Here is a 20,284-nt window from a genome sequence, read left to right as displayed (position 1 = left end):
AGATTTCTCTCGACCGTAAGACCTACCAGCGGGTAACAAACCCTCCTACACTTGGATGTGATCCCGATCACGTCCAAGGAGGGCATCATGGCGACAGCCGCGAAAGTCGACGCGACCGAAGAACAGGCCCGCGCACTAGTCGAGGAGTCCCGCGAAACCAGCTGGGCCAAGCCATCGTTCGCCAAGGAGATGTTTCTGGGACGATTCCGGCTCGATCTGATCCATCCCTACCCGCAGCCCGACCCCGAGGACACCGCGCGCACCGAGGCGTACCTGGCCCGACTGCGGCAGTACTGCGAGACGCTCGACGGATCGGTGATCGAATCCGAAAGCCGAATCCCGGACGACTACGTGAAAGGCCTGGCCGAACTCGGCTGCTTCGGCCTGAAGATCCCAGAATCCTATGGTGGCCAGGGCCTTTCCCAGTTCGGGTACAACAGGGCGCTGATGCTGATCGGTTCCGCACACCCAAGCCTGGGCGTGCTGCTCTCGGCGCACCAGTCCATCGGTGTACCGGAACCACTGAAGCTGGCGGGCACCCCCGAGCAGAAGGCAGAGTTCCTGCCCCGCTGCGCGGCGGGCGCGGTCAGCGCGTTCCTGCTGACCGAGCCCGACGTGGGCTCCGACCCGGCGCGCATGGCCAGCACCGCGACGCCGATCGAAGACGGCGAGTTCTACGAGCTCAACGGCGTCAAGCTGTGGACGACGAACGGCGTAGTCGCCGAACTGCTCGTCGTGATGGCGCGCGTGCCCAAGAGCGAAGGACATCGCGGCGGCATCTCGGCGTTCGTGGTCGAAGCCGATTCGCCGGGCATCACGGTGGAGCGGCGCAACGCGTTCATGGGCCTGCGCGGCATCGAGAACGGCGTCACCCGGATGCACAACGTCCGGGTGCCCAAGCGCAACCTGATCGGCCGCGAGGGCGACGGCCTCAAGATCGCACTCACCACCCTGAACGCGGGCAGACTCGCTATTCCCGCCCTTTGTACCGCGGCAGGGAAGTGGTCGCTGAAGATCGCGCGGGAGTGGAGCACACAGCGGGTGCAGTGGGGTCGGCCGGTCGGCGAGCACGCCGCCGTCGGCGCGAAGATCTCGTTCATCGCGGCCACCGTCTTCGCGCTGGAGGCGACGCTCGACCTGTCGGCGGCCATGTGCGACGAGGCACGAAACGACATCCGGATCGAGGCGGCGCTGGCCAAGCTGTGGGCCAGCGAGATGAGCTGCCGGATCGCCGACGAGCTCGTGCAGATCCGCGGCGGTCGTGGATACGAGACGGCGGCCTCGCTCGCCGCGCGTGGCGAGCGCGCCGTCGGCGCCGAGCAACTGGTGCGCGACCTGCGGATCAACCGCATCTTCGAAGGTTCCAGCGAGATCATGCGGCTGCTGATCGCCAGGGAGATGGCCGACGCGCACATGGCGGCCGCAGGCGCGCTGGTCGACCGCAAGGCCGAGTTGAAGAACAAGGCGAAGGCTGCGGTCGGCGCGACCGGGTTCTACGCCAAGTGGTTCCCGCAGCTGGCCGTCGGCGCGGGCACGGTGCCCGCCGCCTATACCGAATTCGGCCCGCTGGCACGTCATTTGCGGTTCGTCGAACGTAGTTCGCGCAAGCAGGCCAGATCGCTGATGTACGCGATGGGCCGTTGGCAGGCCGGCCTCGAATACCGGCAGAACTTCCTCGGCCGGATCGTCGACATCGGCGCCGAGTTGTTCGCAATGTCGGCAGCCTGCGTGCGTGCACAGGCGCTGCGCAGCGCGGGCGCGCCGGAAGGCAAGTCCGCCGAGGAGTTGGCGGATGTCTTCTGCAGGCAGTCACGGGTGCGCGTGCGCAAGCTGTTCGACGCGTTGTGGGACAACACCGACGATGATGATCGCACCCTCACCCGCGGCGTGCTCGACGGTCGCTACCAGTGGCTGGAGGAGGGTGTGCTCGATCCGAGCGAGGGAACCGGGCCGTGGATCGCCGAGTGGCAGGTGGGTCCGTCGACCGAGGCGAACCTGCTGCGCCCGTTCCTGCCGCCAACCCGCAGCCACGCGGGCACCTAGGCGGCTGCCTCGCCTCCGCTCGACCCGGCGCACAAGCAGCCACCTCGAGCCTCCGCTCGACCCGGCGCACAAGCAGCCACCTCGAGCCTCCGCAGAACCCGGCGCACAAGCAGCCACCTCGAGCCTCCGCTCGACCCGGCGCGGGCTGCGGGCGGACTTCGTCCGGCTGCGCCCATTAGGCGAGGACGCTTGTCCCGTTCGGGGCGCGGCACCCGAACGGGACGCCGTCGGGTTCGAGGCTCGCATGGTATTCGGCCATATCGGGATATTTGTAGAGAGGCGCAGATTTTCCCGACCATCAGCGATGGCCAGTTGGATAACAAAATCTAGTGGACTCTAGGAGAAATACTCGACTGGTCGATAGAGAGGCAAGCGACGGATTCCCGGACTCTCCACGGAATCCAGCATCCGACCCACTCTCCCGAATTCCTCGGCAAGCGCGGCGGCAAGGCGGTGTGTCGTTCGCCGCTCCCGTTGGACAACGTGTGCGTAACGGCAGGTGTCCGGTCGTTAACGGCACGGAAATCCGGATCGACAACCAGGCAAGAAGGTCCGATAGGTGCTCGCCCCAGGAGAGTGTCATGTCCACGACGATCGCCCGCCGGGCCGCAGATTACGACGGCCGACATGTCACGGTATCGGCCGACGACGGAGTCCCTCTCGCGGTCCGCGTCTTCGGCGCCGAGGACACTCCCGCGACTGTCGTCTTCGTGCATGGTCACTGCTTACGCACCGAATCCTGGTCGTTCCTGCGTGACCAGCTGCTCCGGCAGTGGGGCGGCGACACCAGGATGGTGTTCTACGACCATCGGGGCCACGGCGAGTCGGGAGTGGCGGATCCGTCGACTTACACGATCGACCAGCTGGGACACGACTTGGACGCCGTACTGCGGACGCTAGCGCCGACCGGTCCGGTGATCCTGGTCGGGCACTCGATGGGCGCGATGGTGGTGCTCGCCTACTCTCGGCTGTTCCCGGAGGCAATCGGCACACGTGTCGTCGGCGTCGGACTGCTCGCGGGAGCAGCCAACGGTGTCACCGAGGCCGGGCTCGGCCGCTTCCTGAGCCGGCGCGCGGTGACTTCGCTGCAAGCCGCCGTCACCCGCGCGCCCCGCGCGATGCAGGCGCCCAAGCGACTGTCGCGGCGGTTGTTCGAGCCGATGATCCGGGAGGCCAACTTCGGCACCAGGAAGGTGAATCCGCGCATCGTCGCGCTCGCCACCGCGATGCTCAACGACACCTCACTGCTGACGATGTCCAGCTTCCTGCACTCGTTGATCACCTTCGACGAGACAGCGACGCTGCACCGCCTCGGCACCATCCCCGCGCTGGTGCTTGCGGGCTCCGCGGACATCGTCATTCCGTTCACACACTCCGTAGTGCTGGCCTCCCAGCTGGCGGGTTCGGAGCTGGTGCGCCTGGAAGGGGCAGGGCACAGCGTGATGCTGGAGCGTGCCGAAGAGGTCGCACTCTCCATCGTCGGACTCGTCGAGCGAGCCTTCGGCGCGGCGCGCGACGGATCCGAATTCGCGGCCGCGGGTTGATCGGAGAGACCAGAAAAACCCGGCACAACCGCCGGGATCGACATCGAGCGCGCCAGAATCAGAATCATTCGGTACTGTGTTGTACATCACGTTGTGTGGTGGGTCACACAACTCGGTGGCGCGTGGTTCGAGACAGGCAGCAACCACGCACTACCCGCCGAGTTCGGCTGTCCGCCAGGAACAGAGGAGGCATCGATGACACGCAGCGAATTTGCGGAACTCCGCTACGCGGTCGGCCAGCTTCGGCAATCCATCGGCGCACTGCGCACCCACTATGGCGACGCCAATACTGTGCGTCGGCTGGAGAACGATCTCGAACGGCTCGTCATCGACGCCGACGAACTCGAGCAGTCGCCGCCCCCGGAAGTGCCGCGCCGACCGCAGGACACGATCTACGTTCCGGACAGCAAGTCCGACGAGGCCGCCTGGATGGGCGCACAGGACGAGGGACTCGGCTTCCACTCCCGTCCGCGGACCAAGTAGCTCCGTAACGCAAGTGCATCACGGGCCCGCCCGTGATCGACCGGGACCGTGATGCACTTGTTGCGGGGGCACAACAGATACCGTTACCTGATATGTGAGTGCTTGTATGACCACTCCCAAGCCAGGCAGCCATCCCTTACGAATGGCAGTCCCGTCCTACCGGCCGGACGGCCGTGTGGAGTAGACGTTTCCACGCCACCCGCCTTCCCGACCTGGGCGCGAGGCGGTGACTTCCGGTCGGTTCCACGTGCTTCTCCAGCCCGATGACTGGCGGCCGAGCCACTCCCCGGTACGAGTCCCCGATTCACCGTCAACGACTGCACCGCCCAGGGCAGGCGGACGAACCGACACTCGAGAACCATTCATCCTGCGGCAGTTCGGTTTTCGCTTCCACAGTGTCAACCTCGGCCCCGGGCAGCGATTCGAACATACATTCGCAGGCGTTCATTCGCACTGCTACGAGCAGTTCGCAACCTCACCATGGAGTTCAGGCGCGATGCCTGCCTACTCCACTCCCAGCCGAGCCCGGTGCGACACCGCATCAGCGCACGTCAACGGGCACATCTCCGGTAGAGATAACGACGCTTTTGCTGCCGCGGGTACCGCGTGCCGACGTGATAATTCGACCCGAGCTTCCTTGATCGCGTCCGCACGCCGGACACACTCTGTTCAGTTGAGCTCGAGGTGTTTGCGGTCCGTTCACCGACCTCGGGCACTCGGTGACGCGACACTAGATGTGGCGCAAATCACGGACGTTTGGGCGGGTGGGGATCGCCGGGACCCGGCCTACCCGATAGCACGTGTGTCGTATGGTGCTCAGCATCACATTCGACTGCGGAGGTAACGATGACCACCCGCACAGCAGATCAGCGAGGCATCCCAGTGAATGCCGCACCGACCGCCGCCCCGGAGACGGGCACCGGCGTCTTCAGCAGAACCAGGGCCCGAATCTCCGAACGCACTTTGCGCACTGACCGATGGTGGATTCCCCCACTTGTCACGGTGCTCGGGCTAACCGCGTTCATTATTTACGCGACGATCAGATCGTATGTGCGCACGGCATATTGGGTTCCCGAATACCACTACCTCACACCGTTCTACTCGCCGTGCCTGAGCACCTCGTGCGTCGAGGGCTCGAGCCATTTCGGCACGCCGTTCGGCGAGCTGCCCGTAATCCTGCCGCTCGGCTTCGTGGTGCTGCCTTTCCTACTCGGCTTCCGATTGACCTGCTACTACTACCGCAAGGCCTACTACCGTGCGGTGTGGTTCTCTCCGCCCGCATGCGCCGTAGCCGAGCCGCACGCCACCTACACCGGCGAGACAAGGCTGCCGCTGATCATCCAGAACGTGCACCGCTACTTCTTCTATGTGGCCGTGGTGGTTTCGGTGATCAACACCTACGACGCGATCGTCGCGTTCCACGGCGAGACCGGTGGTTTCGGTTTCGGCCTCGGCAATATCGTGCTGCTGGTCAACGTGATCCTGCTGTGGGCCTACACGCTGTCGTGCCATTCCTGCAGGCATATCGCGGGCGGACGGCTCAAGCACTTCTCGGCGCATCCGGTGCGCTACTGGTTCTGGACCCAGGTCTCCAAGCTCAATACCCGGCACATGGCGCTGGCCTGGACCACCCTCGGCACACTCGTACTGACCGATTTCTACGTCATGTTGGTTGCCAGCAAGACGATTTCGGACCTGCGGTTCATCAACTGACCGCCTCACTGAGGAGTTTCTCTGCATGGCAGAAGTGGAACGGCACAACTACGACGTCGTCGTGATCGGAGCGGGCGGCGCTGGATTGCGGGCAGTGATCGAGGCAAGGGAACACGGCCTGTCCGTCGCGGTGGTGTGCAAGTCGCTGTTCGGCAAGGCACACACCGTGATGGCCGAGGGCGGCTGCGCCGCATCCATGGGCAACGCCAATGAAAAGGACAGTTGGCAAACCCATTTCAGGGACACGATGCGCGGTGGCAAGTTCTTGAACAACTGGCGCATGGCCGAATTGCATGCCCAGGAGGCGCCCGATCGGGTGTGGGAACTGGAAACCTATGGGGCACTGTTCGATCGGACCCCGGACGGCCGCATCAGCCAGCGCAACTTCGGCGGCCACACGTATCCGCGGCTCGCGCACGTCGGTGACCGGACCGGCCTGGAGATCATCCGCACCATGCAGCAGAAGATCGTCTCGCTGCAGCAGGAGGATTTCGCGGAGACCGGTGACTACGAGTCGCGGATCAAGGTGTTCGCAGAATGTACGATCACCGAACTACTCAAGGACGGTGACCGGATTTCCGGCGCGTTCGGGTACTGGCGCGAATCAGGCCGCTTCATCCTGTTCGAGACGCCGGCAGTGGTATTGGCGACCGGCGGCATCGGCAAGTCGTACAAGGTGACCTCGAACTCCTGGGAGTACACCGGCGACGGGCATGCCCTCGCACTGCGGGCGGGCGCGACGCTGATCAACATGGAGTTCCTGCAGTTTCACCCGACCGGCATGGTCTGGCCACCCAGTGTGAAGGGCATCTTGGTCACCGAGGGCGTGCGCGGCGACGGCGGGGTGCTGAAGAACACCGAGGGCAAGCGGTTCATGTTCGACTACATTCCGCCAGTCTTCAAGGGGCAGTACGCCGAGACCGAGGAAGAAGCCGATCAGTGGTTGCGCGACAACGATTCCGCACGTCGCACGCCAGACCTGCTGCCGCGTGACGAGGTCGCGCGGGCGATCAACGAGGAGGTCAAGGCAGGCCGCGGCACCGAGCACGGCGGCGTCTACCTCGATATCGCCTCCCGGATGTCTGCCGAGGAGATCGTGCGGCGGCTGCCCTCGATGCATCACCAGTTCAAAGAGCTCGCGGACGTGGACATCACGAAGGAGCCGATGGAGGTCGGCCCGACCTGCCACTACGTGATGGGCGGTGTCGAGGTCGATCCGGATACCGGCGCGGCAACCGTGCCCGGTCTGTTCGCCGCAGGCGAGTGTTCCGGCGGAATGCACGGGTCGAATCGGCTCGGCGGGAACTCGCTGTCGGACCTGCTGGTGTTCGGCCGCCGCGCCGGACTCGGCGCTGCCTCCTATGTCGAGAATCTCAGCGAGCGCCCGGCGATCTCCGAGAACGACATCGCAAAGGCCGCGAAAGTCGCACTGGCCCCGTTCGATCCGCCTACCGAGGACAGCGGTGAGAACCCCTATACCCTGCACACCGATCTGCAGCAGTCGATGAACGACCTGGTCGGCATCATCCGCAAGGAACACGAAGTGCGTGAGGCGATCAGCAAGCTGGCCGCGCTGCGCGCCCGCTTCCAGCAGGTCACCGTGGAGGGACACCGCCAGTTCAACCCCGGCTGGCATCTCGCGCTCGACCTGCAGAACATGCTGCTGGTCAGCGAGTGCGTCGCGCAGGCCGCGCTGCTGCGCACCGAAAGCCGCGGCGGGCACACCCGCGACGACCACCCGTCGATGGATCCCGACTGGCGCAACAGGCTTCTGGTCTGCGCAGTGGACCCGAATACGGCCGAGGACCCGATCCCCTCCGTCACGGTGACGCCCAAGGATCAGGTTCCGATGCGGCCCGAGCTGCTCGCTCTCTTCGATCTCGGCGAGCTCGAAAAGTACTACACCCCGGCCGAACTCGCCGGGCACCCGGCGGCGGTCGGGAATTCCACGGAGCGAGAGGCGTAGCGATGGGTTATGACGCCAAATTCCGCGTGTGGCGCGGGGACCTCGAGGGCGGTGCACTGCACGACTTCACCGTGCTGGTGAACGAGGGCGAGGTCGTGCTCGACATTATTCATCGGTTGCAGGCCACGCAGGCGCCCGATCTGGCTGTCCGCTGGAACTGCAAGGCGGGCAAGTGCGGTTCCTGTTCGGCCGAGGTGAACGGGCGTCCGCGTCTGCTGTGCATGACGCGCATGTCCACCTTCACCGAGGACGAGGTGATCACGGTGACGCCGATGCGCACCTTTCCGGTGATCAAGGACCTGGTGACCGATGTGTCCTTCAACTACGAGAAGGCAAGGGAGATCCCGTCGTTCACGCCGCCCGTCGATCTGAAGCCGGGAGATTACCGGATGCAGCAGGTCGACGTGCAGCGTTCGCAGGAGTTCCGCAAGTGCATCGAGTGCTTCCTGTGTCAGGATACCTGCCACGTGGTGCGTGACCACGAGGAGAACAAGACGTCGTTCGCGGGGCCGCGGTACCTGATGCGGATCGCCGAGTTGGAGATGCATCCCCTGGATGTGGCCGACCGCCGGGAACTGGCACAGGACGAGCAGGGACTCGGCTTCTGCAATATCACCAAGTGCTGCACCGAGGTCTGCCCGGAGCACATCAAGATCACCGACAACGCGTTGATTCCACTCAAGGAACGGGTGGCCGACCGGAAATACGATCCACTGGTCTGGCTGGGCAACAAACTTTTCCGCCGCTAGTCCGCCGAGGCCACCGGCCGGGAGCATACCCGGCCGGTGGGCGCACCCTTACAGCATCGCCACCACACCGATGGCGACGATCCACACCAGCAGGCCGACGAACAACGCCGACAGCACCGAGCTGGTGAGGATGAAGACACCGATTGCCGACACCGCGAACAACAATGCGACGATCAGCCATTCAACCCAATCCCCCGGACGCAGTTTCTTGTACCGGGGATGGGAACTTTTGAGCCCACGGTCCACAAGAAGTGGTTTACCCGCAAGCGGCTGCGGCAAACATGATTTCGTTGTCGAATCTGTGCCATTTCGTGATCCGAAAGTGCAGATTCGATCACATCGTGCGCGCCGACCTGGGATAATCCGCCTGGCCGCACGACTCCCGGCCCGGCAGCTCGTCACCCGCCGCCGAGCCGGGCCATCACTATTCCGGCCGGTCGAACTCACCGTCGTGGACGCCCGCGGTGAAGGCGGCCCATTCCCCCGGGGTGAAGACCAGCACTGGGCCGTCGGGATCCTTGCCGTTGCGTAGGCCTACGTGCCCGTCGGCGAGCAGCGCTACCTCCACGCTATTGCTCGCGCCTTCGCCCGCCTTACGCCAGGTGGCGCCGGCAAGATCGACGTTCGTGTTGCCTTGGATGCTCACGACATGGACTCCTTTGCTCTCGTTGCCGCCCTTATGAGCGGACGAATTCTCCACCGGTCACACCCGCGGTGAACGCATCCCATTCCACTGGTGTGAAGACGAGTGCTGGTCCGCCGGGGTTCTTGCTGTCACGGACGCCGACGTGGCTACCGTCGAGGAAGGCCACCTCCACACAGTCCTTTCCCGCTCCGCTGCGGGTGCTCTTGAACCACTGCGCTCCAACCAGATCGAAACTCATGCCACATACTCCTTCGCTACCTGCCGGAGCAGGTGTCTACTCGACTGAATATCCAGCGCACAGCGCTGGAGGCACTCGTGGGCCCGATCGTACCGCCGCACATCGGCACGTCTTTCCAGGTAAAGATCCCCGGTGAAACCTTCCGTGTACACCACTGACGGTTCGACCGGCAGCCCTTTGCTATCGGTTCCGAACTCGAGAACCGTGAACGGACCGGTGGATACTCCGAGCGGGACACCAGCCGCGAACGGCAGGATACGCAGCGAGATATTGGTTCGAGTACTGAAATCGGCAAGATGTCTTAGCTGCGCCGCCATCACTTTCACGCCACCAACCATTCGGCGCAGCACGGACTCGTGCAACACCACGTCAACCGTGGCGGGCGACGCCTTCCTCGTGATCAGGGCCTGCCGCTGTAAGCGCAGCTGGACCCGCCGATGCAGTTCCGCCTCCGAATCCTCGGGATAGCCCAGACGATTCAACGCCATCGCGTAGTCGGCGGTCTGCAACAACCCGAGGACGAGTTCGGACTGGTAGGAGGTGAGATGCCGGGCTGATGCCTCCAGACCGACGTAGACGTCGAAGTTTTCGGGGATCAGATCGCCGTAGGCGTGCCACCAGCTCTTGACCGCCGCCTGCTGCGCCAGCCCCTTGAGACCCTCGGCCAAGTCGTCCGGAATGCCGTATATCCGGCAAAGTTCCTGAATGTCGATGGTGCGGATGCGATCGGCTTGCCCCTTCTCGAGGCGCTGCAAAGTGCTTGCGCCCCATTCCATGAGCTTCGACGCCTCGGCGATGGTGAGCCCCGCTCGAGTGCGCCAATCCCGAAGGTATCTGCCGAGTTGCCGGCGGGGTAGGGTTGAGGAGGGATTTTCGGAACCGCTTGGTTTGTCGGACCCGCAGGACGATTCCTGGGAATTCGCTGACACTCTTGCCGAACTCTCTGACACAGCACGCTCCGTTCTGCGTTCCGATGACAGCCCGAGGGCGATCGGGGTCGACCCACAAGCTCGGCTCCCCGTCACTTCGCTTGGGCAGAGGGCTCTTTCATCCACTATGGAGAATCCTCTCCTCCTACCCGGATTTTGTGCTGGGAATTCGCGCGAAAATTTTGGATATCCACGATGATCGTTGTTCCACAGTCGAGGCGGTGGTGTGCTGGAAGTATGCCCGGAAGGTCTCCGGCCCGTTCGTCGCCCACTGCGAAACCCTCGGGCGCGCACAGGAGTCGCACGCAGGAACGAGGAGTCATGGCAGCACACGTCATAGCGTCGTCGTCGATGACCAGCGATCTCACTCCGCATCGGGCGCGTGGAATTGGACAAGAGAGCTGGGTGATGTCCTCTCTGACCCTGACCTGCGCGCAGGCGGTCGCCGCTCTGCGTGTGGCCGAAGTCGTGCCCACCCCGCTCGATTCGGTCGGAGAGCCGGCCGACGAGGTCGGCCTGACCGCGCGCCGGCCGCGTGGTGGAGCCGGCAAGCATCGCCGGATAGTCGGTGCCCGCGGAGAGGGAGTAGCCTGATGCCGCTGACCGAGCTGAACCTACAGGTCGCGGCGCTGCTCGCCTGCGGAGCCGATCCTGGTGCGATGAGCATCGAACAAGCCCACTCCGCAATGCAATTACACATCGACTGCACCGTGGACCGGTGCCAGGTGCGCCGCCGCGCGCGCACGACGTTGGTCGAGGCAGGCAAGTGCGTGCTCGACGAGCGCGCGCTGCCCAGCTGAGTGGGCGCCGGTCTCCTCGGCCGATCACGCCCGGCACATCCGCGTCGCTCAGTGCCAGGTGTGATCCGTGAGCGGCGTGCGCGGGCCGAACTTCGGTTTGTGGAAATGCCCGCTGATCTCGAGCAACCGGATCGCCCGATAACGATGCGGGCGTAGCGGTTCCAGACAGTCGATTAGTGCCTCATCGTCGAGTGGGCGGCCGAGCAGGGTCCAGCCGACCGTCGCAGCGAGGTGGTAATCGCCGACTGACAACGCATCCGCGTCACCGAACGCCCGCTGCGCTATCTCCGCGGCGGTCCACACCCCGATGCCGGGGATGGTCCGCAGCATGCGCGCGGCCTCAGCCGGATCGACCTGCGCCGCCCGCTCCAGCGAGCTCGCCACCCGGGCCGCGCGCACGATGGTCTGGGCGCGCTGCGGGCCGACGTTGGCGCGATGGTAGGCCCAGGACGGGATCCGCCGCCAGGTCTCGGCGTCCGGCGGCAGCCGCATTTCCTCCGGCGCGGGCCCGGGCGCGGGCTCACCGAACCGCCGCACCAGTGTTCGCCACGAGGCGCGAGCGGAGACGGTGTGCACCTTTTGTTCCAGCACGGCAGGTACCAGAGCCTCGAAGACCAGGCCGGTGCGCAGCATGCGCAGACCTGGATAACGGCGGTGGGCGTCGACGAGCTTCGGGTGATCGGGAGCGAACGCCGAGAGATCCTCGTCCAGGCACAGCATGTGCTCGAGGCCGTCGAGGAATTCGGTCGCGCCGGGGCCCCAGGCACAGGCCTCGACTGCGCATCGCCCGGACTGGGTCAACCGGTAGGTGACCGGGCCGGTGGGGAGGCGGGAAGCGTGCCAGTGCGCGCCGTCGCTGGAGACCCGGTGGCAGGGGTCGCCATTGCCGCGGCCGAGCGGGGCGAGGGTGCACGCGAGATCGATCGGCCGATCCGCTGTCAGGGTCCTGGACGAACCGGTCCGGCCCGCTCCCGGCTCGGCCATCGCGTTGCGCACACGAATCATTCTGCCCGGTGTGGGCTCGGCGACGCCCCCCGCCACAATCGGCCGAGAATTGCCGCCTGACGCGATACCGCACCGTGCGATAGCAATTCGGCATGATATCTGAATGGCGTACTTTGTAACGCGAAGAAATAGCATGCCGATACTGATTTTGGTCGGCAAACAGCTGGCAGTCGCCACTACGGAGGTTCTGATGATCACCAATGTGCTCAACTGGTTGCTCAACGCCTGGGGCGGCGTTTCCGCGGGCAGCTCGGGTTACCAGATTCCGCAGGGCACCCTACCCTTCGGCAGCTGAGCGACGTGGCGCACTCGCCGCGGCCAGTTGCGGCGGGTGCGTGAAAGTCTCATTGCCCCAAGAGGAACTGGGCAAGATGCCGACCTTTGCGACCGGCAATGGCAACGGCCTGGGTGCGGCAGGAGAATCCGTCGGCGAGGAGGATCGCGTCGCCTCCCGCAGTACGCAACGCGGGCAACATTCCATTCTCGGCCACTGCGACCGAAATGTCGTAATGGCCGGCTTGCATTCCGAAGTTTCCCGCCATACCGCAACATCCGGTGATCTCAGTCACATTCAAATCCATACTGGTTAACAGCTGGCGATCGGCATCGAAGCCCAAAATCGCGTGTTGATGACAATGCGGTTGGACCACCACCGACTGCCCGGTCCGCACTGGCGGGCGCCAGTTCGGCTGCTCGGCGAGGAACTCGGCCAGCGTGCGCACCGCCGCCGCGATGGCGACCGACCGCGGGTCGTCCGGAAGCAGTTCTGGTAGGTCAGCGCGCAGGACCGCGGTGCAGGACGGTTCCAGTCCGACCACGAGGCCGCCCGCGCGCACGTGCTCGTCCAGCGCGGCCATGGTGTCGCGCAGCCGGGCACGGGCGCCGTCGAGCTGCCCCGTGCTGATCCAGGTGAGGCCGCAGCAGACACGGTGCTCGGGAATCCGGACACGGTAGCCGAGCGTGGTCAACAGCCGGGCCGCGGCCAGCGCGATCTCGGGGTCGAAGGCGTTGGTGAAGGTGTCGATCCACAACATCACCTCGCCGGAGCGATCCTCCGATCGGCCACGGGCAGAGCTGTCGTCGAGCCGATGGGCAGAGTCGAGCCGATGGGCAGAGCGGTCCTCGAGCCGGTCGGGCTCATCCGCCGGATCGGCGAGCCGAGCGCCGTCGTCCAGGTCACGCCATATGCGGCGGAAACTGCGTTCGGCGAGGCGCGGCACGGCGCGGCGCGAATCGATTCCCGCCGCCCGCAGTCCGAGTCGGCGCAGCGCGGCACGATCGGCCAGTGCGTTGACGACCCGCGGCATCCGGCTCGCGACAGCGAGCCATCTCGGCAGCCAACCCAGCGAGTAGTGATCGGGCGGGCGCGGCCGATGGCGGTAGCGGCGGTGCAGCGCCTCCGATTTATAGGTGGCCAGGTCGACGCCCGCCGGACAATCCGAGCGACACGCCCGGCAGGACAGGCACAGATCGAGCGATTCGGCGACGGCCTGCGACGACCACGGCAGCGCACCCCGGACCACTTCCTGCAGCACCCTGGCCCGTCCTCGCGTGCTGTCCTTCTCATCCCTTGTGGCCAGGTAGGACGGGCACATGAAACCGCCGTCGGCACGGCACTTGCCCACACCGACACAGCGATGGACGGCTGTGCTCAGATCACCGTCGTCGTGTGGGAATGCGTAGCCGTTCGACGACCCGACACCCGGCGCCAGCCCGACGAGCCGCAGATCGACATCGATCGGACGCGGCGCGACCAGGACACCCGGGTTCAGCACGTCACCAGGATCGAACAGCGCCTTGTACCCGGCGAACGCGTCGAGCGCCGTGCGGGAGTACATCACCGAGAGCAGCTCCGAGCGGGCGCGACCGTCGCCGTGCTCGCCGGAGAGCGAACCGCCATGCCGCACGACCAGCTCGGCCGCGTCGAAGAGGAAGGCGCGAAAACGCTGCGGCGCGTCGGCGATCGGCAGGTCGAGGCGAACATGGATGCAGCCGTCGCCGATGTGCCCGTAGAGCAGGCCGTCCACATCGTGGTCCCGGGTCAGCGCGGCGAAATCGCGCAAGTAGGCGCCGAGCCGTTCGGGTGGAACGGCCGCGTCCTCCCACCCCGGCCAGGCCGGGCGTCCTTCCCGCGTGCGACCGGCGAGTCCGGCACCGTCGGCCCGAATCTGCCAAAGTGCCGCGGCGGCAACAGTATCGGTGACGATCCGGGCGTCGAGTGCGCCTGCGGTCCGACACAGCCGCTCGGCGACTGCCACCGCCTCGGCCTGCGTCGCACCCGCGGTCTCGACGAACAACCATCCGCCGCCGGATGGCAGTTCGGGGACCCTGCCCCGGTGGGCGCGGACCACATCGACCAACCGCGCGTCGATGCCTTCGACCGCGATCGGCGCGCAAGCCATGACGGCGGCGACATCGTCGGCCGCGGTGGCGATGTCGGGGTATCCGAGCACGGTGAGGACAGTCGCCGCGGGCAGCGCGACCAACTCGACCGTGGCGTCCAGTAGCAGGCCACAGGTGCCTTCGCTGCCGACGAACGCCTTCGCCGCCGACGCGCCCCGCTCAGGCAGCAGATGTTCGAGACCGTAGCCGGAGGCCTGGCGGCCGAAACGGCCGAGATCGGTGCGCAGCACCGCGAGATGCGCCCCGGTGAACTCCGCGAGCCCCGGCACCGCCGATAGGTCGGCGGCCAGCCTGCGCTCCGTGCGGGTGCCGTCCAGAATCCGCAGTTCACGCACAGTGTCGGAGGTGCGGCCCCAGGCGACAGCCCGTGGTCCGCAGGCGTTGTTGCCGATCATGCCGCCGAGCGTGCAGCGATTCTGCGTCGACGGATCCGGTCCGAAGCGCAAGCCGAGCGGGCGCACCGCGGCCTGCAACTGTGAAAGCACCACACCCGGTTGCACCGTGGCGACGCGCGCCGCCGGATCCAGCGCCAAGATCCGGTTCATGTGCCTGCTGAAATCGAGCACGAGCCCGGGGCCGATCGCGTTGCCCGCCACCGAGGTTCCTCCGCCACGCGCGGTGACCGGCAGACCATGGTCGCAGGCGAATTCCAGCGTGGTTGCCACGTCCGCGTCGGTGCGGGGGAAAACGACCGCTGCCGGGAGAACACGGTAGTTCGAGGCATCCGAGGAGTACTCCGCGCGGCGACGCGCGGAGGTGTCGACCTCACCCGCGATACTGCCGTGCAGTGCCGCCATCCGGTTCTCGGTCACCTCGCCAGCCTAGAAGCTGTGTTTGTTGGCCGCGCGGGCGCGGCGGGTTCGCGGCCCCCTGGTGGCTCGCGTCCGAGCGGCCGCCGCTGGCGACTGCGTCGCGGACGCGGCGGCCGCTCGGACGCGAACCGGGCCGCGAACGGGGGGAATGCTTGGTCTCGCTGCGCTCGGAAGCCGGAGTGAGCCGATGCGGTCACATCAGCAGGCGAGAGGCAGGTTGTGTCAATTGGCCCTGCCTGCGGAACTGCATGTCCGCCCCCTGCATCGCCAGCAACCGCCACGTGCCACTGCATCACGGACGCGGCGGCCGCTCGGACGCGAACCGGGCCGCGAACGAGCAATGCTCGGTCTCGCTGCGCTCGGAAGTGGGAGTTGAGCCGATGTGGTTGCGTGGGGGGCGGTATCGGCGGCACTGGGGTGTGCCGGCTCGCAGCTGGGGGACTGCTGTCGCGGACGCGGCGGACACACTTGGACGCAAGCCAACTGCCTCGCCTTCGCTCGGCCAGGCGCGGGCTGATGATGGGCAGAATCCGGCTGCGCCCGATCGGAGAGGGCAACCGGTTTCGCTGTCGGCGGAATGAGGTCGCGCCCGGAATCGACTTGAACTCAACCTCTGTTGAGGTCTTAGTGTCGGTGGCCATGGCTTTGATGAGTGGGGAGCGAGAGGGAGAAACGACGTGAGTATCGAATCCGTGGCTTGGAGCCAGATGTACCGGCGGGCGAACGCGCCGCAGGAGCAGCGGCCGTTCCGTCTGGCCACCGCCGAGCGGATCATCCGGTTCGCCCTGCCGCATCGACGACGGATCGGCGCGTTCCTACTGTTCAGTGTGTTGTCGGCGGTGCTCGCGGTGGCGACGCCGGTGCTGGCGGGTCACGTGGTCGATGACATCGTCGGCGGGGCGGCGCCGCGTGTGGTGGTCACCCTCGCGCTGGTGATCGGCCTGCTCGCGGTGTTCGACGCCGGGCTCGGGCTGGTGATCCGCTGGTTGTCGTCCCGGATCGGCGAGGGACTGATCCTCGACCTGCGCACCGCCGTCTTCGACCACGTGCAGCGGATGCCGGTCGCCTTCTTCACGCGGACCAGGACTGGAGCGCTGGTCAGCCGCTTGAACAATGACGTGATCGGCGCGCAGCGTGCGTTCAGCGACACCCTGTCCGGGGTAGTGGCCAATCTGGTGACCCTCGCGCTCACGCTCGGCGTGATGGTCAGCATCTCGTGGCAGATCACGCTGCTCGCGCTGGTATTGCTCCCGGTGTTCGTGGTTCCCGCGCGCAGGATGGGCAATCGTCTCGCGAGCATGCAGCGCGAGGCGGCCGGGTTGAACGCGGCGATGAGCACCCAGATGACCGAGCGGTTCTCCGCGCCCGGCGCGACGCTGGTGAAACTCTTCGGCCGTCCGGAGCAGGAATCCGACGAGTTCGCACTGCGGGCGCGCCGGGTGCGCGACATCGGCGTGCGCACCGCGATGCTGCAGACCGTATTCGTCACCTCGCTCACGCTGGTGTCGGCACTGGCGATCGCCTTGGTATACGGGCTCGGCGGCTGGTACGCCCTGCGCGGACAGTTGGACGCGGGCGCGGTCGTGTCGCTGTCGTTGCTGCTGACCAGGCTCTACACGCCCCTGACCGCGCTGGCCAGCGCGCGGATGGAGATCATGGCGGCGCTGGTGAGCTTCGAGCGGGTGTTCGAGGTGCTCGATCTGAAGCCGCTGATCGAGGACGCGCCCGGCGCGAAGCCGGTGCCGGAGGGACCGGTCGCGGTGGAGTTGGACGAGGTGAGCTTCGGCTACCCCTCTGCCGACAAGGTGTCGCTGGCCTCTCTGGAGGACGTGGCGAATCTGGACACCCGCGGCGGGGTGGAGGTGCTGCACAAGGTGTCGCTGCGTGCCGAACCCGGCCAGCTGATCGCACTGGTCGGGTCGTCGGGCGCGGGAAAATCCACTGTCGCCCAGCTGGTTTCCCGGCTCTACGACGTCGACGGCGGCGCGGTACGGTTGAACGGCGCCGACGTGCGCGAACTGACTACCAGGTCGATCCGGGAGACGGTCGGACTCGTCACCCAGGACGGGCACCTGTTCCACGACACCATCCGGGCCAATCTGCTGCTCGCCCGGCCCGGGGCGACGGAGGACGAACTGTGGGACGCGTTGGAGCGCGCACGGCTGCGCGATCTGGTCGCGTCACTGGTGGACGGGCTGGAAACGGTGGTCGGCGAGCGCGGCTACCGGCTCTCCGGCGGTGAGCGCCAGCGCCTGACCATCGCCCGCCTGCTGCTCAAACAGCCGCGGGTAGTGATCCTGGACGAGGCGACGGCGTCACTGGACTCGACTTCGGAAGCCGCCGTGCAGGAGGCGCTCGCGGAAGCATTGGACGGCCGGACCGCCCTGGTGATCGCACACCGCCTGTCCACGATCCGCGCGGCCGACCAGATCCTGGTGCTGGAGGACGGTCGAATCGTGGAGCGCGGCACCCACACTCAGCTGTTGGCCGCCGACGGTCGCTACGCGGAGTTGTACCGCACCCAGTTCGCCGACGAAACCGACACCGTCGCCGCTTGACCTATCCGCTGGCCCGGATGAGACCGATCATCCTGGGTCGGCGGTGCCCGCCTACAGCGGTGACTGATCCGCGTAGCAGGTGACGTCGGTATCCGGCAGACTTCCCACGCTGAAGTATGTGTTGATCGCGTTGTTCACGCAGCTGCTCAGTTCGGGCCGGAATGTCATGTGGATACGGACATCCTGCAGCGTCACCATCCGCGACTCGGACAAGTCCTGATGCAGTCGGACGCCATGGGCATAAGGAGTTCGCGCATCTCCCGTCGCCTGCACAATGAGCACGGGCACCGAATTCCGGACCACAGTCGGAGGTTCGACCGGCCGAGGCCAGAAAGCGCACGGCTGAATGTTGCCTGCCAGCGCGCCGAACACCGGTTGTGTGGCACGGGTCTCTTCGATGTTGCGCCAGTACCAGGTCGGGTCGATCGGTGCTCCGACATCGCCGCAGGCGATCTGCGCCAGCACCGAGTTCTCGTTGTCGCGCAGCGCCTGCACGATGGCGCGAAGCCGAGGAGTGCGCGATGTCGTGGGCGGACCGCCTGCGGCATCGGCGATCTCCCGCACAGTGGTGGCCAACGCTTCGTTCAGCCGGAAGCTCGTCAGCAGAGAGTGCAGGACGAACGGAAACCAATGATCGTCGATCGCAAAGCCATCGATGACAATCGGTTGACGTGCGGCGACCCGAACGAGCTCCTCGATCTTCGCCCGCACCTGCTGCGGAGTCGCGCCGAAATGAAATTCGTCATCCCGAGCGGCGACCCATCCGGCCCAGTCGTCCAAGGCGATCTCTTCTGCCGGACCCCAATCCTGGACCAAGCCCTCCCAATACCGGTCCGGATCGATCGCACTGTCGAGCACTACCCGATCGCTGCGCTCGGGGAACATCTGCGTGAACACCGCCCCGAGGTACGTGCCGTACGACAAGCCGTAGAAGTTGACCTTCTCCTCGCCAAGGGCGCTTCGCACAATGTCGATGTCGCGCGCGGTGTTGCGCGTGGTGAGCTGCCGCAGCTTGTTCGGATCACGAATCAGGCAGGTCGCGGCCATCCCAGCGGACTGAACGGTGTCGTGCACGAATCCCAGCGGCTCCAGACCCGCCGACCGAATCATCTCGCCTACCGGCCAGCCGCACCGAGGACTCTGACCGGACTCGCCGATCCCGCGCGGATCCATGCCGATCAGGTCGTAACTTGCCAAGACCTCCGGTGACAGCACATCACCGAGCAGGTCCAGACTGTCCAGACCCTCCGCACCGGGACCGCCTGGATTCGACAGCAGAATTCCTCGCCGCCGCGCCGGATCGCCGGCCTTCACCCGCGAAATCGCCACGGTCATCGTGCGATCGTCGGACTTCCCGTAGTCGAGCGGCACCAGTACATCGGCGCACTCGCCACCGGCCTTGTCTACATTCTCGACGCCGCAAGGCTTCCACTCGAGCCGCTGGTGATAGAACCGGTCCAACCCGATCGGGTGCGAGTCGTCCACCGGGTCGGCCCGGCTGTTTGCCGGCACAGCCATCAGCAGGGACACCGCCACTACAGACATCGAACGCCTGAACAGGTTCGCCGACAACAGACTTCGCCTCTCGACATGAGCGATCACGCAGGTTGGTGCGACGTGAACCGTAGCTGATTCGGCGGTTCGGTTGTGGTAACCCACACCCCCTCAGAGTGAATCAAGCATTTCGGCGCGCATCGAGTCCGTCCAGCACGCGGTCCAACCCGTAGTGGAACTTCCGCGCACGCGTCTCCGCCGGGTCCCCGTCCCAATCGGCCTGCTGAACTCTCGGAAACTCCAGCGCCGCTTGCTCTGCGGCGGGCCGGAGATCGGCGATCAGCTCTTTCTCGGTCTGTCCGCTGCGCGCCAGCATGCTCAGCCATGCCGCCTCGGTGATGCCCATGCCCACCACGTAGCTGATCACCGTGCCGATGCCGTCGCTGGCCTCGTCGCCGGGAAATCCGCCTGCCTGGAACAACCCGACCATGCGATCGTTGAGCCGCATCACGTTCGGGCCCAGGTAGGACAGGCCGACCTGGCCGAGCGTCGAGGCCATCCACGGGTGCCGCAGGATCATCGCGCGCAGGCTTTGCGCACACTCCTGTGTCGCCGTGCGCCAGTGCGTCGGATCGTCGATCTCCGGAACGCTGATCTCGCCGTACACCTCGTCGACCACCAGCTCGACGAGCTCGTCGCGATTGGCCACGTGTCGGTAGAGCGAGGTGGCGCCCGCGTTCAAGCGCGCACCGAGCTGGCGCATGCTCAGCGCCTCCATCCCCTCAGCGTCGAGCAGTGCGACCGCTTCGACCACGATCTGCTCCCTGGTCAGCGCCGGCTGTTCCCTGCCGCGCCGCGGGCGCGTCCACACCGAACCCACCTGCTGTTTCTCCACGGGCAT

At 66.0% G+C, this 20,284-nt stretch carries 18 protein-coding genes; 10 read left to right on the top strand and 8 right to left on the bottom strand.

All coding sequences use genetic code 11. The annotated features are described in order from the left end of the window. Positions 1 to 87 precede the first annotated feature (87 nt). From AB4Z47_RS18365 to AB4Z47_RS18340, 6 genes are all read left to right on the top strand, one after another. Positions 88 to 2,043 (top strand): acyl-CoA dehydrogenase family protein, encoded by a 1,956-nt coding sequence (locus AB4Z47_RS18365; protein ID WP_441952262.1) that lies wholly within the window; start codon positions 88 to 90, stop codon positions 2,041 to 2,043. Between the two features lie 581 nt (positions 2,044 to 2,624). After that, the gene (locus tag AB4Z47_RS18360; RefSeq protein ID WP_441952260.1) at positions 2,625 to 3,587 is read left to right on the top strand and encodes an alpha/beta fold hydrolase; all 963 of its coding nucleotides are present in this window, start codon (positions 2,625 to 2,627) and stop codon (positions 3,585 to 3,587) included. Positions 3,588 to 3,782: 195 nt separating this feature from the next. Beyond that, positions 3,783 to 4,070 (top strand): hypothetical protein, encoded by a 288-nt coding sequence (locus tag AB4Z47_RS18355; protein WP_441952258.1) that lies wholly within the window; start codon positions 3,783 to 3,785, stop codon positions 4,068 to 4,070. 846 nt (positions 4,071 to 4,916) lie between these two features. Further along, complete coding sequence (locus tag AB4Z47_RS18350) at positions 4,917 to 5,783, top strand: hypothetical protein (protein WP_441952256.1); 867 nt, start codon at positions 4,917 to 4,919, stop codon at positions 5,781 to 5,783. Positions 5,784 to 5,808: 25 nt separating this feature from the next. Continuing rightward, positions 5,809 to 7,749 carry a fumarate reductase/succinate dehydrogenase flavoprotein subunit gene (locus AB4Z47_RS18345; RefSeq protein ID WP_441952254.1) on the top strand — a complete coding sequence of 647 codons (1,941 nt, stop codon included), beginning with the start codon at positions 5,809 to 5,811 and terminating at the stop codon, positions 7,747 to 7,749. Between the two features lie 2 nt (positions 7,750 to 7,751). After that, entirely contained in the window at positions 7,752 to 8,498 is a 747-nt protein-coding gene (locus AB4Z47_RS18340) for a succinate dehydrogenase/fumarate reductase iron-sulfur subunit (protein WP_441952252.1), read from the top strand. A gap of 48 nt (positions 8,499 to 8,546) precedes the next feature. On the opposite strand, the gene AB4Z47_RS18335 is transcribed toward AB4Z47_RS18340, so the two are convergent. The 4 genes from AB4Z47_RS18335 to AB4Z47_RS18320 all read right to left on the bottom strand — a co-directional run bounded on the left by AB4Z47_RS18335 (position 8,547) and on the right by AB4Z47_RS18320 (position 10,437). Continuing rightward, positions 8,547 to 8,744 carry a hypothetical protein gene (locus AB4Z47_RS18335; RefSeq protein ID WP_441952250.1) on the bottom strand — a complete coding sequence of 66 codons (198 nt, stop codon included), beginning with the start codon at positions 8,742 to 8,744 and terminating at the stop codon, positions 8,547 to 8,549. Between the two features lie 178 nt (positions 8,745 to 8,922). After that, positions 8,923 to 9,144, bottom strand: a complete 222-nt coding sequence (locus tag AB4Z47_RS18330) for a DUF397 domain-containing protein (protein WP_327111071.1) — start codon at positions 9,142 to 9,144, stop codon at positions 8,923 to 8,925. Positions 9,145 to 9,175: 31 nt separating this feature from the next. After that, positions 9,176 to 9,382, bottom strand: a complete 207-nt coding sequence (locus tag AB4Z47_RS18325; protein ID WP_327111073.1) for a DUF397 domain-containing protein — start codon at positions 9,380 to 9,382, stop codon at positions 9,176 to 9,178. After that, positions 9,379 to 10,437, bottom strand: a complete 1,059-nt coding sequence (locus tag AB4Z47_RS18320; RefSeq protein WP_441952248.1) for a helix-turn-helix domain-containing protein — start codon at positions 10,435 to 10,437, stop codon at positions 9,379 to 9,381. Before AB4Z47_RS18320 ends, AB4Z47_RS18325 begins: the two co-directional genes overlap by 4 nt. A 225-nt stretch (positions 10,438 to 10,662) precedes the next feature. Between AB4Z47_RS18320 and AB4Z47_RS18315 the strand changes: the two genes are divergently transcribed. Together AB4Z47_RS18315 and AB4Z47_RS18310 are read left to right on the top strand one after the other, a co-directional pair. Further along, positions 10,663 to 10,905, top strand: a complete 243-nt coding sequence (locus AB4Z47_RS18315) for a hypothetical protein (protein WP_441952246.1) — start codon at positions 10,663 to 10,665, stop codon at positions 10,903 to 10,905. Continuing rightward, positions 10,905 to 11,111: a hypothetical protein gene (locus AB4Z47_RS18310; RefSeq protein ID WP_441952244.1), complete on the top strand. Its 207-nt coding sequence runs from the start codon at positions 10,905 to 10,907 to the stop codon at positions 11,109 to 11,111. The genes AB4Z47_RS18315 and AB4Z47_RS18310 overlap by 1 nt, the downstream gene beginning before the upstream one ends. Before the next feature lie 48 nt (positions 11,112 to 11,159). On the opposite strand, the gene AB4Z47_RS18305 is transcribed toward AB4Z47_RS18310, so the two are convergent. Next, positions 11,160 to 12,116, bottom strand: coding sequence for a DNA-3-methyladenine glycosylase family protein (locus tag AB4Z47_RS18305; RefSeq protein ID WP_441952242.1), 957 nt, complete (start codon positions 12,114 to 12,116; stop codon positions 11,160 to 11,162). Positions 12,117 to 12,249: 133 nt separating this feature from the next. On the opposite strand from AB4Z47_RS18305, the gene AB4Z47_RS18300 reads away from it, so the two are divergent. Then, on the top strand, positions 12,250 to 12,411 hold the full coding sequence (locus AB4Z47_RS18300) for a hypothetical protein (protein ID WP_441952319.1): 162 nt from the start codon (positions 12,250 to 12,252) through the stop codon (positions 12,409 to 12,411). Positions 12,412 to 12,460: 49 nt separating this feature from the next. On the opposite strand, the gene AB4Z47_RS18295 is transcribed toward AB4Z47_RS18300, so the two are convergent. Next, complete coding sequence (locus AB4Z47_RS18295; RefSeq protein ID WP_441952315.1) at positions 12,461 to 15,316, bottom strand: FAD-binding and (Fe-S)-binding domain-containing protein; 2,856 nt, start codon at positions 15,314 to 15,316, stop codon at positions 12,461 to 12,463. Between the two features lie 692 nt (positions 15,317 to 16,008). Between AB4Z47_RS18295 and AB4Z47_RS18290 the strand changes: the two genes are divergently transcribed. Further along, positions 16,009 to 17,889, top strand: coding sequence for an ABC transporter ATP-binding protein (locus AB4Z47_RS18290; RefSeq protein ID WP_441952240.1), 1,881 nt, complete (start codon positions 16,009 to 16,011; stop codon positions 17,887 to 17,889). Positions 17,890 to 17,940: 51 nt separating this feature from the next. On the opposite strand, the gene AB4Z47_RS18285 is transcribed toward AB4Z47_RS18290, so the two are convergent. Both AB4Z47_RS18285 and AB4Z47_RS18280 read right to left on the bottom strand, forming a co-directional pair. Continuing rightward, positions 17,941 to 19,434: an alpha/beta hydrolase gene (locus tag AB4Z47_RS18285; protein WP_441952238.1), complete on the bottom strand. Its 1,494-nt coding sequence runs from the start codon at positions 19,432 to 19,434 to the stop codon at positions 17,941 to 17,943. Between the two features lie 130 nt (positions 19,435 to 19,564). After that, positions 19,565 to 20,284, bottom strand: a complete 720-nt coding sequence (locus AB4Z47_RS18280; RefSeq protein ID WP_441952237.1) for a TetR/AcrR family transcriptional regulator — start codon at positions 20,282 to 20,284, stop codon at positions 19,565 to 19,567.

Origin of the sequence: Nocardia sp. 2TAF39, assembly GCF_052114905.1 — a bacterium.
Classification (GTDB): domain Bacteria; phylum Actinomycetota; class Actinomycetes; order Mycobacteriales; family Mycobacteriaceae; genus Nocardia.
This window is presented reverse-complemented; position numbering and strand designations above follow the sequence as displayed.